The following is a 14,535-nucleotide window of genomic DNA, read 5'->3' on the forward strand; positions in this document are numbered from 1 at the left end:
GGCAGCCTCCCCTTGCCTGCCGGATCAGAGACGCTGGCCGGTCTCTGCGTCGAAGAGATGCACGAGATTCGGATCAGGCGTGATGCGGATCGACTGCCCCGGCTTGGCATCGACGCGCTCGCGGAACACGCCCACGACATCGGTGCCGGCAAGCCTGGCGAACACCTGGGTTTCCGACCCGGTCGGCTCGACGACCGAGACCTCCGCCGGCAGGCCGCTGGCGCCGTCGAGGACGAAGTGCTCAGGCCGGATGCCGTAGACGACAGGCCGCCCGTCGGAAGACGCAGGCGCATTCGCAACCGGCAGCGCGGTTCCGTCCTCGGCAAGGAAGCGGCCTCCCTGCAGGCGGCCTTTCAGGAAGTTCATGGCGGGCGAGCCGATGAAGCCCGCGACGAACAGGTTGGCCGGGCGGTCGTAGAGATCGAGCGGCGCCCCGATCTGCTCGACCACGCCGTCATGCATCACCACGATCTTGTCGGCCATGGTCATGGCCTCGATCTGGTCGTGGGTGACGTAGATCGTCGTGGTCTTGAGCCGCTGGTGCAGGGCCTTGATCTCCGTGCGCATGGCCACCCGCAGCTTGGCGTCGAGGTTGGAGAGCGGCTCGTCGAAGAGGAAGACCTGCGGATCGCGCACGATGGCGCGGCCCATGGCGACGCGCTGGCGCTGGCCGCCGGAGAGCTGGCGCGGATAGCGGTCGAGAAGCTTGGTCAGCCCCAGGATCTCGGCGGCGCGGTCCACCCGCGCCTTGATCTCGGCCTTCGGTGCCCGCTTGAGCTTGAGCGAGAAGGCCATGTTGTCGGCCACCGTCATGTGCGGATAGAGCGCGTAGGACTGGAACACCATGGCGATGTCGCGCTCCTTCGGCGGCACGTCGTTGACCACGCGCGCGCCGATGCGCAGCTCGCCGCCGGAAATGCTCTCGAGACCGGCGATCATCCGCAGGAGGGTGGACTTGCCGCAGCCGGATGGCCCGACCAGGGTCACGAACTCCCCGTCCTGGATGTCGATGGACACGCCCTGGATCACCGACACGGGTCCGAAGTTCTTGCGGATGTTGCGAATCTCGACCGAGGCCACGGGGCGCCCTCTCTCACCTTGCATGTTCCGGCACGCCGACGTGCCCGGCTGGACCTTCGATCCGGCCGCGCCATGGTAGGCACCGGCAGGGGCGGGTCAAGGCGGAACGCCCCGTTTGCCCCAGGATGTCTCAGGCGCCGACGGGCAGGGACGGCGGAAGGTCCGCCTCGAGGGCCAGCACCTTCCCGGGATTGAGGATGTTCTGGGGATCGAGCGCCATTTTCAGCGTGCGCATCAGGTCGAGGGCAACCGGGTCCTTGTAGCGCGCGAGTTCGTCGCGCTTGATCAGGCCCACCCCGTGCTCGGCGGAGATGGAGCCGTTCATGGCGTGGACGATGTCATGGACGATCCGGTTGAAGCGTTCCCACTGGGCGAGGAATGCCGCCTTCTCCATGCCGACGGGCTGGCTCAGGTTGAAATGGATGTTGCCGTCGCCGAAGTGACCGAAAGCGCAGACCCGGACCCCGGGCAGCGCCTCCTCGCAGGCTCGTGTCGCCGTGACGATGAAGTCCGCCACATCGGAAACGGGTACGGCGACGTCATGCTTGATCGAGCCGCCTTCGAGCCGCTGCACGTGGGAGAGGCTTTCCCTCAAGGACCAAAGCGCATCGTTCTGCGCCTCGCTCGCCGCAATGGCGGCATCCTCGACGATTCCGGCCTCGAGCGCCGCTTCCAGCGCCCGTTCCAGGCGCGGGCGCAGGTCGAGCTCCGGATCGGGCGAGGAGACCTCGATCAGGGCATAGGCCTCATGCTCGCCGTTCAGCGGGCGTACCGCGCCCGGCGTGTGCTTGAGCACGATCTGGAGCGCGAAGCGCGGCATGAACTCGAAAGCGGTGAGCTGGTCGCCGAGACGGCGGCGCAGGCCCTCGAACAGCTGGAGCGCCGCATGGGGCGAGGCGCAGCCCACGAAGGCCGCGACCTGGGATTTCGGCTGCGGAAAGAGCTTGAGCACCGCCGCGGAGACGATGCCGAGCGTTCCCTCCGACCCGATGAAGAGGTTTTTCAGGTCGTAGCCCGTGTTGTCCTTGCGCAGCGCCTTCAGGCCGTTCCAGATGCGCCCGTCGGCGAGCACCACCTCGAGTCCCAGCACGAGATCGCGGGTGTTGCCGTAGCGCAGCACGTTCACGCCGCCCGCATTGGTGGCGATATTGCCGCCGATCCGGCAGGAGCCCTCGGAGGCGAGCGACAGGGGAAAGAGGCAATCCGCCGCCTTCGCCGCCTCCTGGACGTCCCTGAGGATGCAGCCGGCCTCCGCGGTGAGGGTGGCGTTGAACGGGTTGACCTCGCGGATGCGGTCGAGCCGGGCGAGGGAGAGCACGATGCCCCCGTGCGGCACCCCTCCCCCGACGAGGCCCGTATTGCCGCCCTGGGGCACCACCGGGACTCCCGCCCCCGCGCATTCCCGGACGACGAAGGCCACCTCCTCCGTGCTGCCGGGGCGGATCACCGCCTGGGCCGCGCCGCGATAGAGCCTGCGCTCCTCTACGAGATAGCCCTCCATCCCGGCGGGGTCGCGGATGACGTTCGCTTCGCCCAGACGGGCGGAGAGAATGTTCAGGATGTCGCTGGCGGGGTCGGGCATCGGGGTTACGGAGCGCCTGTTGAGGCCGGCGGCCTACGGTGCCGATTACATGACCCAGCCGCGGCCGGCTGTCGAGCGGGCACTTTAGCCCCGGTCCCCTGGGGCGGCGAAGCTGCTATACTGCCCTTCCCTTCCAGCCTGTCGTTCACGCCATCCCATCTATGAGCATTCGGAAAACCGCCTTCGGCGCCATCGACGGCAAGCCGGTCGAGGCCTACGAGATCGAGGCCGGTGCGATCCGCGCCACGATCATCACCTACGCGGCGGCCTTGAGCCGCCTGATCGTTCCCGACGCCGAGGGCCGCCCCGCCGACATCGTCCTCGGCTACGACGATCCGGCGGACTACGTGCACAACCGCGGCTCGGCCGGCGCCGTCTGCGGGCGCTATGCCAACCGGATCGCCGATGCGCGCTTCACCCTCGACGGCGAGACCTACACGCTTTCCGCCAACGAACCGCCCAACCACCTGCACGGCGGGTTTTCCGGCTTCAGCAAGAGGATCTGGCAGGCCGAGCCCGATTCGGCCCGCAAGGCTTTGCGCCTCACGCTCGCCAGCCCCCATGGCGACGAGGGCTATCCGGGCGCGGTCGCCGCGTCCGTGACCTACAGGCTCGCCGAAGATCCGGCTCTCGAAATCGTCATGGAGGCCGCAACCGACCGGCCGACCGTGGTGAACATGGCCTATCACGGCTATTGGAACCTTGCAGGCCACGGCTCGGGCTCGATCCGCGATCAGCATCTGTTGATCAATGCCGACCGCTACACGCCGGTCGGCCCCGGCAAGATCCCCACGGGGGAGCTTGCGGGCGTCGCCGGGACGGCGTTCGACTTCCGGCAGCTCAGGCCCATCGGGGCGACGATCGACGATGCCGGGCAGCTGCCCGAGACCGGCTACGATCACAATTTCTGCCTCAACGCAGGCGAAGGGGCGCTGCGACTGGCGGCGCGGGCTGTGGATCCGGCTTCCCGCCGGGGGCTGGAGATCTGGACGAACCAGCCGGGCGTTCAGTTCTACACCGCCAACCACTTCGCCACGGCGCCGGCCGCCGGCAAGGGCGGCGCGGTCTACCGCAAGCATGCCGGCTTCGCGCTCGAGACGCAGAACTTCCCGAATGCGCCGAACGTGCCGCGCTTCCCCTCGGCGGTGCTGCGCCCCGGCGAGATCTACCGGCATGTGATGCGCATCCCGTTCTTCATCGCCGGGGCATAGAAGCCGCTCCGGGCGCAGAAACATGAAAGGCGGCCCTGAGGCCGCCTTCCGGACATTCAGGATCCGCCGCTGCGATCAGGCCGCAATCGAGGTCTGCGGCCCTGCGGAGCGCACGTCGGAATCCACGTGCCCCTCGAAGCGCTTGAAGTTCTCGTTGAACATGTCGATCAGGCGCTTGGCGGTCTCGGCGAACTCCGCCTTGTTCTGCCAGGTCTTGACCGGGTAGAGGATGTGCGGCTCGACGCCCGGCACCGAGGTCGGCACCGCGAAGCCGAAATACGGATCGCGGCGGAAATCGGCGCGGGAGAGCGAGCCGTCGAGCGCCGCGGTGAGCAGGCGGCGGGTGACCCGGATCGGCATGCGCCGGCCCACCCCGTACTTGCCGCCGGTCCAGCCCGTGTTCACGAGCCAGCAATCCACATGGTGCTTGGCGATGAGGTCGCGCAGCAGGTTGCCGTAGACCGACGGATGGCGCGGCATGAACGGCGCGCCGAAGCAGGTGGAGAAGGTGGCCTCCGGGTCCTTCACGCCCTTCTCCGTGCCCGCCACCTTCGCGGTGTACCCGGAGAGGAAGTGGTACATGGCCTCGGCCGGCGTCAGCTTCGCTATCGGGGGCAGCACGCCGAAGGCGTCGCAGGTGAGCATCACGATGTTCTTCGGGATGCCCGCGCGTCCCGTGCTGCTCGCATTGGGAATGAAGTCGAGCGGATAGGCGCAGCGGGTGTTCTCCGTCCGCGACGCATCGTCGAAGTTCGGGACGCGGGTGATCGGATCGACGATCACGTTCTCCAGCACCGTGCCGAAGCGCTCGGTGGTGGCGAAGATCTCGGGCTCCGCCTCGCGGGAGAGGCGGATGGTCTTGGCGTAGCAGCCGCCCTCGAAGTTGAAGACGCCGTTCGGGCCCCAGCCGTGCTCGTCGTCGCCGAGCAGGATGCGGTTCGGATCGGCCGAGAGCGTGGTCTTGCCGGTGCCGGACAGGCCGAAGAACACGGCGACGTCGCCCTCCCTGCCCACATTGGCGGAGCAGTGCATGGGCATGACGTTGTGCGAGGGCAGCACGTAGTTGAGATAGGTGAAGACCGACTTCTTCATCTCGCCCGCATAGGACGTGCCGCCGATGAGCACGATCTTGCGCTTGAAGTCGCAGGCGATGACCGTCTCGGTGCGGCAGCCGTGGCGGGCCGGATCGGCCTTGAAGGAGGGCAGGTCGATGATGGTGAGGCCGGGCACGTAATCGGCAAGCTCGCCCTGCTCGGGGCGGATCAGGAGATTGCGGATGAAGAGCGAGTGCCAGGCGAATTCCGTGAACACCCGGGCCTTGACCCGATAGGCCGGATCGGCGCCGCCGTAGAGGTCCTGGGCGAACAGCTCCTTGCCCTCGGCATGGGCGAGGAAGTCGGCGAGCAGGGTGTCGAAATGGCCCGGAGTGATGGAGCCGTTGTTGTCCCACCAGACGGTGCTTTCCGTGGTCTCGTCGCGCACCACGAACTTGTCCTTGGGCGAGCGGCCCGTATGCACGCCGGTCTCGGCCAGGAGCGCGCCGCCCTTCACGAGCCTGGTCTCGCCCCGGACGAGGGACTGTTCGTAGAGGGCGGGCGCCTCGAGATTCCAGTAGACCCGTTTGAGATTACGGAGGCCGAAGGCCTCAGCGCCCTGCGCGCTGTTGAAAACGCCGATATTTTCCACGGAAGACTTCTCCTGATTGCCGGTCCTCGCGCAGCCGGATGTGCCGCCGTCCGATGGCCGTCACATGGGTGAGATCAAACAATGCGGCCGATGCTTTGCCGTCTCGCTTGAACATAGAACCTTCTTTAGGTCAGCCGACGGAACCGTCAACTCAAGCCGTTTCATCGCATTCTCTTTTCACGGAAACCAGACCCCCAACGGGCTGATCCGCGCCGATCCGCCCGCATTTTCGGGGTTCTTTCGTATGATTGACAAGTTCCGCAACGGAATTTTGGTCGTGCACGCGATGCCCGGCGGTCCTGCCCTGCCGGCCCCTGTCCTTTGCGGGCAATCCCGCCCCTTCGGTTGAACCGGCCGCTCCCGGACCCCACTATCAGGGCCGCCCCTGGTCCTTCTCAGGGGTGAAACCATATTTATGCCACGAGAAAGGCGCAGTTGGGGACGCTTTACGGCCTTCTGCGTTGTCCATCGTGACGGAAAGCCGGCATTCGTCCGTGCCAAGCTAAGGAAGAGTTCATGCCAACGATCGCCCTCGTCGACGACGATCGCAACATCCTGACCTCTGTTTCCATCGCCCTCGAGGCGGAGGGCTACCGCATCCAGACCTACACGGACGGTGCCTCGGCCCTGGACGGGCTCAAGCACGCACCGCCGGACCTGGCCATCTTCGACATCAAGATGCCCCGCATGGACGGCATGGAGCTCCTGCGCCGCCTCCGGCAGAAATCCGATCTGCCCGTGATCTTCCTGACCTCGAAGGACGAGGAGATCGACGAGCTGTTCGGCCTCAAGATGGGCGCGGACGACTTCATCCGGAAGCCGTTTTCCCAGCGGCTCCTGGTCGAGCGCGTGAAGGCGGTGCTGCGCCGCTTCGCCCCGAAGGACCAGAGCGCTCCCAAGGAGGCCGACCCGAAGGCCCTCGAGCGCGGCCAGCTGAAGATGGACCCGGAGCGCCATGCCTGCACCTGGAAGGGCGAGCCGGTCACCCTGACCGTGACGGAATTCCTGATCCTGCAGGCGCTCGCCACGCGCCCGGGTGTGGTGAAGAGCCGCAATGCGCTCATGGATGCGGCCTATGACGATCAGGTCTATGTGGACGACCGGACCATCGACAGCCACATCAAGCGCCTGCGCAAGAAGTTCAAGGCGGTTGACCCCAGTTTCGAAATGATCGAGACCCTCTACGGCGTGGGCTACCGCTTCAAGGAAGCCTGACGCCCTGAAGCGCAAGCAACCTGGACAGTCCGTCCCGGTCCGGTAAGGTCCACCGGATCGAGCGGCAGCGAGTGGCATGAAGGTTGACCCCATCCACGCCGAGGCGGGTTTCGACGATCCGCCCGCTCCCCATGGGATCCTGGCCCGCCTGAGGCATGTGGGGCGCATGCTCGTGCAGCGCGCCTCGTCGAGCCTGACGCGGCGGATCGTGGTGCTGAACCTCGCCGGGCTCGTGGCCCTGCTCGTGGGCTTCCTCTACCTCAACCAGTTCCGCGAGGGCCTCATCGAGGCCCGCGTGCAGAGCCTGCTCACCCAGGGCGAGATCATCGCCGGCGCCATCGCCAGTTCCGCGACGGTGGAAACCAACACCATCACCATCGATCCGGACCAGCTGCTGCAGATGCAGGCCGGGGAAACCGAGCGCTTCAACGACGAATCCCTCTCCTCCCTCGAATTCTCCATCAATCCGGAGCGCGTCGCGCCGCTCCTGCGCCGGCTGGTGACCCCCACCAAGACCCGCGCCCGGATCTTCGACCGGGAAGGAATGCTGCTTCTCGATTCCCGGTCGTTCTACTCCCGCGGCGACATCCTGCGCATGGACCTGCCTCCCGTGGCCAGCGTGGAGGACACCATGACGGCCATGGAGCGCACCTGGAACAGCATCCGCAAGATGTTCCGGCGCACCAAGCGCCCGGTTCAGGAGGAAGCCGGCCCGATCAACGGCAAGTCCCTGCCGGAGGTGCAGCAGGCCTATGGCGGCCAGCAGGCGAGCGAGGTGCGCGTCAACAGCCGCGGCGAGACCATCGTGTCGGTGGCCGTTCCGATCCAGCGCTTCCGCACCGTTCAGGGCGCGCTCCTGCTTTCCACCCAGGAAGGGGACATCGACGCGATCATTGCCTCCGAGCGCTTCGCCCTGCTCCAGGTCTTCCTCGTGGCGGCCGTGGTGATGATCGTCCTCTCGCTCTTCCTCGCCGGCGCCATCGCCGGGCCGGTGCGACGCCTGGCGGAGGCGGCCGAGCGGGTGCGCTGGGGCACGAAATCGCGCCAGGAGATTCCCGACTTCACCGCCCGCGCCGACGAGATCGGCCACCTCTCCGGTGCCCTGCGCGACATGACGAGGGCGCTCTACAACCGCATCGACGCGATCGAGAGCTTCGCGGCGGACGTGGCGCACGAGCTGAAGAACCCGCTCACATCCCTGCGCAGCGCGGTGGAGACCCTGCCGCTCGCCCGCAGCGACGAATCCCGCCAGCGGCTCCTGTCGATCATCCAGCACGACGTGAAGCGCCTCGATCGCCTGATCAGCGACATCTCGGACGCCTCGCGCCTCGATGCGGAGCTGGCCCGCGCCGATGCGGAGCCCGTGGACATGGTGCGCCTGCTGGAAGCGGTGACCTCCGTCGCCAACGAGCGTCGCCAGGCGAACGATCCGCTCATCACCCTCCAGATCGACCGGTCGGCGAAGAACCGCGACGCCTACTTGGTGCTCGGCCACGACAGCCGCCTGGGCCAGGTCTTCAACAACCTCATCGACAATGCGCGCTCCTTCTCCCCGCCTGACGAGCCCGTCCGGATCGTCATGCGCCGGCGCCGGAACGAGGTGGAGATCCTGGTGGAGGACAGCGGCCCCGGCATCGAGCCCGATGCCCTCGACCGCATCTTCGAGCGCTTCTACACCGACCGGCCCGAGCAGGGCTTCGGCCAGAATTCCGGCCTCGGCCTCTCCATCTCCCGCCAGATCGTCGAGGCCCATCGCGGCACGATCCGGGCCGAGAACCGCCTCGGCCCGCCCGGCGAGGACGGCGAGCCGCGGCGGCTCGGCGCCCGCTTCATCATCCGCCTGCCCATCGAGGGGGCGAGAGCCAAGAAGGAGCAGGAGCGCAGGGACCGCGCCCGGCGGGAGCCTGGAAAGGCCGAGCCGTGAGCGCCGGCGAGACCCTCCATGCCGGCTGCGTGCTCATCGGGGAGGCCGGCCTCCTGATCCGGGGCGCCTCGGGCTCGGGCAAGTCGACCCTGGCCCGCGAGGCGGTGTCCCGCGCCCGCCAAGCCGGCCGCTTCGCCCGGCTCGTGAGCGACGACCGCACCCGGATCGAGGCCCGACACGGCCGGCTCGTCGCGCACCCGGTCGTTCCGCTCGACGGCTGCATCGAGGTGTTCGGCTTAGGCATCGTGCGCCAGAGCTTCGAGCCGGCCGCCATCGTGCGCCTGGTGATCGACCTGTGCGAGGACTTGCCCCGCTACCCGGACGAGGAGGACAGGCGGGTTTCCCTCTGCGGCGTCATGGTGCCTCGCGTCCGGATGCAGGCCGGGGCAATCTCTACCGACATCGTCCTGGGCTGCCTGAGTGGTGTTTGCGACACGGTCGTGACGCTGTGATGAACTTTTCGTCTCATTGCTCTTGCGCTCGGCTTCGCGGTGCACAAAATAGCGGCTCCGCTCTCGGAGCGTTCGGACCTGTAACATTATGATTGGAATGGTGCTCGTCACCCACGGGCAGCTCGCGACGGAATTCAAGGCGGCGCTCGAGCATGTCGTGGGGCCTCAGGAGCAGCTTGAGACCATCACGATCGGCCCCGACGACGATATGGAGACACGGCGCAAGGACATCATGGATGCCGTGTGCCGGGTCAATTCGGGCCAGGGCGTCGTGGTGCTGACGGACATGTTCGGCGGCACGCCCTCGAACCTGGCCCTCTCCTGCATGAACGGCGGCTCCGTCGAGGTGGTGGCCGGCATCAACCTGCCCATGCTCATCAAGCTCGCCTCCGTGCGCGACGAGGAACCCCTGGCCGATGCGGTGTCCCACGCCCAGGAGGCGGGACGCAAATACATCAACATCGCCTCGCGCGTGCTCTCGGGAAAGTGACCCGCATGGACCAGCCCTTCGATCAGGACTGCCCCCCTGCCCCGATTCCGGAGGGCGCCGAGGTCCGGGAGCTGCCCATCATCAACCGCCGCGGCCTGCACGCCCGCGCCTCGGCCAAGTTCGTCCAGACCGTCGAGCGCTTCGATGCCGAGGTCACGGTGAGCCGCTGCGGCGAGACCGTCGGCGGCCGCTCCATCATGGGCCTCCTGACGCTTGCCGCCGCCCAGGGCACCACCATCACCGTCACCGCCAGGGGCGCCGATGCCGCTGCCTGCCTGCAGGCCATCGACGATCTGCTCGCCAACAAGTTCGGCGAGGACGAGTAAGGTTCGGAAGCCCCCTCCGCACGTCGTCCCGGCCTTGTGCCGGTGATCCCGATTATCTTGAGTGCTGCGCCCTTCTGGTCGGGATGGCCGGGCAAGCCCGGCCATGACGTGGGAGGTGCCTGGCCCGTCTGCTGCCGCAAAACATATAAAGACATCTTTATATCTTGATTGCCTCTGCTCCGGCTCTCTGGTAGAGACGGCGCCAATCCACCCACAACTGGTACAGAGAGAGGCCATCATGGCACAGGATTACATCGTCAAAGACATCGGCTTGGCCGATTTCGGCCGCAAGGAAATCTCCATTGCCGAGACCGAGATGCCGGGCCTCATGGCCATCCGCGAGGAATATGGCCCGAAGCAGCCCCTCAAGGGCGCCCGCATCGCCGGCTCGCTTCACATGACCATCCAGACCGCGGTGCTGATCGAGACCCTGAAGGCTCTCGGCGCCGATATCCGCTGGGTGTCCTGCAACATCTATTCCACCCAGGACCACGCCGCCGCGGCCATCGCCGCCGCCGGCATCCCGGTCTTCGCCTACAAGGGCGAGACCCTGAAGGAGTACTGGGACTACACCGCCAAGCTGTTCGACTGGCACGACGGGGGCATGCCCAACATGATCCTCGACGACGGCGGCGACGCCACCATGCTGGTCCATCTCGGCCTGCGCGCCGAGCAGGGCGACACGGCCTTCCTCGACAAGCCGGGCTCCGAGGAAGAGGAGGTGTTCTTCGCCCTCATCAAGCGCCTGCTCAACGAGAAGCCGAAGGGCTGGTTCGAGAAGCTCGCCGCCTCGATCAAGGGGGTCTCGGAGGAGACCACCACCGGCGTGCACCGCCTCTACATCATGGAGAAGGAGGGCAAGCTCCTCTTCCCGGCGATCAACGTCAACGACTCGGTGACCAAGTCGAAGTTCGACAACCTCTATGGCTGCCGCGAGTCGCTGGTCGACGGCATTCGCCGCGGCACGGACGTGATGATGGCCGGCAAGGTCGCCATGGTCGCGGGCTTCGGCGACGTGGGCAAGGGATCGGCCGCTTCGCTCCGCCAGGCCGGCTGCCGCGTGCTGGTGTCGGAGGTCGATCCGATCTGCGCCCTGCAGGCTGCCATGGAGGGCTATGAGGTCACGACCATGGAGGACGCGGCTCCCCGCGCCGACATCTTCGTCACCGCCACCGGCAACAAGGACGTGATCACCATCGACCATATGCGGGCGATGAAGGACCGGGCCATCGTCTGCAACATCGGCCACTTCGACAACGAGATCCAGGTCGGGGCGCTCAGGAACCTCAAATGGACCAACATCAAGCCGCAGGTGGACGAGATCGAGTTCCCCGACGGGCACCGGATCATCCTGCTGTCGGAAGGCCGCCTTGTGAACCTGGGCAACGCCATGGGTCACCCGTCCTTCGTGATGTCGGCCTCCTTCACCAACCAGACGCTCGCCCAGATCGAGCTCTTCACCAATCCGGGCAAGTACGAGCGCAAGGTCTATACCCTGCCCAAGCACCTGGACGAGAAGGTCGCGATGCTGCACCTGGAGAAGATCGGCGTGAAGCTCACGAAGTTGCGCCCCGATCAGGCCGCCTATATCGGCGTGTCGGAGAAGGGCCCGTTCAAGCCGGACCACTACCGCTACTGATCGGCTGCTCCGCCACATCACTGCAAAGCCCGGCTCCGCCGGGCTTTTTCTTGGGGCATCGCCTGAACGAATCGACAAGATGTCGCACCGGCATGTGTGTGACCCGATTGCAATATGGTTCGACGAATTGCGCACAGGTTCTCCAAAGGAGATTTAAGCCGGCTTTAACCCTCTTCCTGGCGGAGTCAGGGGTGGTCTAGAGTGAACCCGAATCGACCGGCTGTGCTTCGGCTTCAAATTGCGCCGGCAGTTCCGTTCATGCGTAGACGGTTGACCTCTGTGGCGAAGGAGCCGCCGGGGATTGATCCGATTTGGCCTGTTCACCGGGCCGCCAACGAGGAAGGGCAGCGCGGCATGGCCGGGCACGGGGAGCATCGGGATGGCAGGACAGACGGGAGAAGCCCTCTCGCCCGCCCCGCTCGCATTCCCCTGTCCCTGATGCTGTTGGCCGGAACCTCGCAGGCCGCCCTTGCCAGCGACCTGATCGCGCCTCTCGCCGAGACGGCGTCGGACCTCCTCGGATTCCTGCACGGCTTCGACCTGCACAACGCCGTCTATTTCGGCCTCTTCATGGGCCTCGTGGCGTTCTCGACGACCACCTCCTTGCTCCTCATGCGCGAGCGCAAGCATGCGCTGCGCCTGGAGCGCTCCCTGCGCAACGAGCTGGCGGCGCTTCGCGGCGCCGATGATCTCGCCGCCCTGCTCATGGGATCGGAGCGCCAGTTCCTGGTGAGCTGGAACGGGCGCGATGGGGAGCCGCGCTTCCAGGGCGATCCCTCCATCATCGCCGAGAACGCGCCGGCCCAGCGGGCGCTCGCCTTCGGCACCTGGCTCGTGCCGGTCGATGCCGCGGCGGTGGAGAGCGCCCTGGAGCAGCTCAGGACGCGCGGCCATGCCTTCCGGCTGACCGCCCGCAGCCTCGGCGACCGCTTCATCGACGTGGAGGGGCGCACCATCGGCGGACGGGCGATCCTGCGCCTGCGGGACGTGACGGGCGACCGTGCCGAGCTCCTGAAGGTCCAGGGCCAGCTTGCCACGGCGCGCAGCGACCTGCATGCCATGACGATGCTCCTCGACGACGTGGCCTATCCTCTGTGGATCCGCGACGGGGAGGACCGGCTGCTCTGGGCGAACCAGGCCTATCTGCGCTCGGTGGAGGCCCGCGATCTCGACGATGCGATCGGCCGCTCCCTCGAACTCTTGAGCGCGCCGACCCGGGAGGAGGCGCGCCGCCAGCGCCGGACCGGCGCCACCTTCTCCGGCCGCGTCACGGCCGTGGTGGCCGGCCACCGGGCTGTGCTCGACGTGATCGAGCGCCCCACCGCTGGCGGCAGTGCGGGCATCGCGGTGGACGTGTCGGAACTGGAGGCGGTGCGCACCGACCTGCAGCGCCAGATGGACGCCCATGTGCGCACCCTCGACCAGCTGCCGACGGCGGTGGCGATCTTCGACGGCGCGCAGCGCCTCATCTTCAGCAACGCCGCCTACCAGCGGCTCTGGGGCCTGGACGCTGCCTTCCTCGCCTCGCGCCCTTCGGACGGCGAGGTGCTCGACCGCCTGCGGGCCGCCCGCAAGCTGCCGGAGCAGGCGGATTTCCGCGCCTGGAAGGCGGACTTCCTGCAGGGCTACCGCTCCGTCGAGCAGCAGGAAACCTGGTGGCACCTGCCCGACCGGCGGACGCTTCGCGTGGTGATCAACCCCAATCCGCAGGGCGGCGTCACCTACCTTTTCGACGACGTGAGCGAGCGCTTCGAGTTGGCCTCCCAGGTCAACTCGCTCACCCAGGTTCAGGGCGAGACGCTCAACACCCTCAAGGAGGGCGTGGCGGTGTTCGGCTCGGACGGCCGCCTCAAGCTGCACAACCGCGCCTTTGCCGATATGTGGAACCTGGCCCCGGACGTGCTGGCGCAGAATCCGCATGTGGAAACGATCATCAAGGCCTGCCGCCTCCTCGCTCCCCAGGAGGAGCCGTGGATCGACATCCGCGGCGCGGTGGTGGGCCTTGCCGACATGCGCATGGGCCTCTCGTGCCGCATCGAACGCCCCGACGGATCGGCCCTCGACTGCACGGCGCAGCCCCTCCCCGACGGCGCGACGCTTCTGAGCTTCACCGACGTGACGGCGAGCGTGAACGTGGAGCGCGCGCTCACCGAGCGCAACGATGCGCTGGAGCGCGCCTCGCGCCTGCGCGACGAGTTCGTGCATCACGTCTCCTACGAGCTGCGTTCGCCGCTCACCAACATCATCGGCTTCACCCAGCTTCTCGGCGACGAGACGGTGGGCGCGCTCAACCCGCGCCAGCGCGACTATGCCGACCACATCATGCGCTCCTCCGCCGCGCTGCTGGCGATCCTCAACGACATTCTCGACCTTGCCTCCATCGACACCGGCTCCCTCGAGCTCACGCCCGAGATCGTCGACATCCGCTCGACCATCGAGGCCGCCATGCGCGGGCTGGAGGACCGGCTTGCGGAATCCTCGCTCAACCTGGTCATCGACACGCCGGACGACATCGGCACCTTCGTGGCCGACGGCAAGCGCGTGCGGCAGATCCTGTTCAACCTCCTCTCGAACGCGGTCGGCTTCTCCTCGCCCGGCCAGACGATCTGGGTTTCGGCCCGCAAGCGCGGCGGCGAGGTGGTCTTCGAGGTGAAGGACCAGGGCCGCGGCATTCCGCCCGAGATCAAGGCCCGCATCTTCGACCGCTTCGAGAGCCATACATTGGGCACCCGCCACCGTGGAGTGGGCCTGGGCCTGTCCATCGTGCGCTCCTTCGTGGAGCTGCACGGCGGGCGGATCGAGGTCGCCTCCGCTCCGGGGGCGGGCACGACGGTCACCTGCATCTTCCCCCATGAGCGGCATGAGGCGCCCTCCGATGGCCGATCCGGCCCATCTGCGCTAACTCCGATCGCAGCCGAGTAGGAACGGCG

General features: G+C 67.1%; 12 protein-coding genes. 9 read left to right on the forward strand and 3 right to left on the reverse strand.

Features of this window, described 5'->3' with window-relative positions; all coding sequences use genetic code 11:
- Positions 1-24: 24 nt before the first annotated feature.
- Positions 25-1,104 (reverse strand): ABC transporter ATP-binding protein, encoded by a 1,080-nt coding sequence (locus GR303_RS04450; RefSeq protein WP_201751891.1) that lies wholly within the window; start codon positions 1,102-1,104, stop codon positions 25-27.
- A gap of 106 nt (positions 1,105-1,210) precedes the next feature.
- Complete coding sequence (locus GR303_RS04455) at positions 1,211-2,662, reverse strand: FAD-binding oxidoreductase (protein ID WP_161721208.1); 1,452 nt, start codon at positions 2,660-2,662, stop codon at positions 1,211-1,213.
- A 161-nt stretch (positions 2,663-2,823) separates the two neighbouring features.
- Here GR303_RS04455 and GR303_RS04460 point away from each other — a divergent pair, with 161 nt between their 5' ends.
- Complete coding sequence (locus tag GR303_RS04460; protein ID WP_161721207.1) at positions 2,824-3,873, forward strand: aldose epimerase family protein; 1,050 nt, start codon at positions 2,824-2,826, stop codon at positions 3,871-3,873.
- 75 nt (positions 3,874-3,948) lie between these two features.
- On the opposite strand, the gene GR303_RS04465 is transcribed toward GR303_RS04460, so the two are convergent.
- A complete protein-coding gene (locus GR303_RS04465; protein ID WP_161721206.1) occupies positions 3,949-5,559 on the reverse strand; it encodes a phosphoenolpyruvate carboxykinase in 1,611 nt (536 codons plus the stop codon).
- Positions 5,560-5,623: 64 nt separating this feature from the next.
- Between GR303_RS04465 and GR303_RS04470 the strand changes: the two genes are divergently transcribed.
- The 8 genes from GR303_RS04470 to GR303_RS04505 all read left to right on the forward strand — a co-directional run bounded on the left by GR303_RS04470 (position 5,624) and on the right by GR303_RS04505 (position 14,527).
- Positions 5,624-5,908, forward strand: coding sequence for a hypothetical protein (locus GR303_RS04470; protein ID WP_161721205.1), 285 nt, complete (start codon positions 5,624-5,626; stop codon positions 5,906-5,908).
- Between the two features lie 167 nt (positions 5,909-6,075).
- The gene (locus GR303_RS04475; RefSeq protein WP_161721204.1) at positions 6,076-6,774 is read left to right on the forward strand and encodes a response regulator transcription factor; all 699 of its coding nucleotides are present in this window, start codon (positions 6,076-6,078) and stop codon (positions 6,772-6,774) included.
- Between the two features lie 76 nt (positions 6,775-6,850).
- Positions 6,851-8,698 carry a sensor histidine kinase gene (locus GR303_RS04480; RefSeq protein ID WP_161721203.1) on the forward strand — a complete coding sequence of 616 codons (1,848 nt, stop codon included), beginning with the start codon at positions 6,851-6,853 and terminating at the stop codon, positions 8,696-8,698.
- Entirely contained in the window at positions 8,695-9,150 is a 456-nt protein-coding gene (locus tag GR303_RS04485) for a serine/threonine protein kinase (RefSeq protein WP_161721202.1), read from the forward strand. The genes GR303_RS04480 and GR303_RS04485 overlap by 4 nt, the downstream gene beginning before the upstream one ends.
- 88 nt (positions 9,151-9,238) lie before the next feature.
- Complete coding sequence (locus GR303_RS04490; protein WP_161721201.1) at positions 9,239-9,640, forward strand: PTS sugar transporter subunit IIA; 402 nt, start codon at positions 9,239-9,241, stop codon at positions 9,638-9,640.
- 5 nt (positions 9,641-9,645) lie between these two features.
- A complete protein-coding gene (locus GR303_RS04495; protein ID WP_161721200.1) occupies positions 9,646-9,966 on the forward strand; it encodes an HPr family phosphocarrier protein in 321 nt (106 codons plus the stop codon).
- Between the two features lie 238 nt (positions 9,967-10,204).
- A complete protein-coding gene (gene ahcY / locus GR303_RS04500; protein WP_161721199.1) occupies positions 10,205-11,605 on the forward strand; it encodes an adenosylhomocysteinase in 1,401 nt (466 codons plus the stop codon).
- 438 nt (positions 11,606-12,043) lie between these two features.
- Positions 12,044-14,527: a sensor histidine kinase gene (locus GR303_RS04505; RefSeq protein ID WP_161721429.1), complete on the forward strand. Its 2,484-nt coding sequence runs from the start codon at positions 12,044-12,046 to the stop codon at positions 14,525-14,527.
- The last annotated feature ends 8 nt before the right edge of the window (positions 14,528-14,535 follow it).

The organism is Microvirga arsenatis (assembly GCF_009910705.1).
In the GTDB taxonomy this organism is placed as follows: domain Bacteria; phylum Pseudomonadota; class Alphaproteobacteria; order Rhizobiales; family Beijerinckiaceae; genus Microvirga; species Microvirga arsenatis.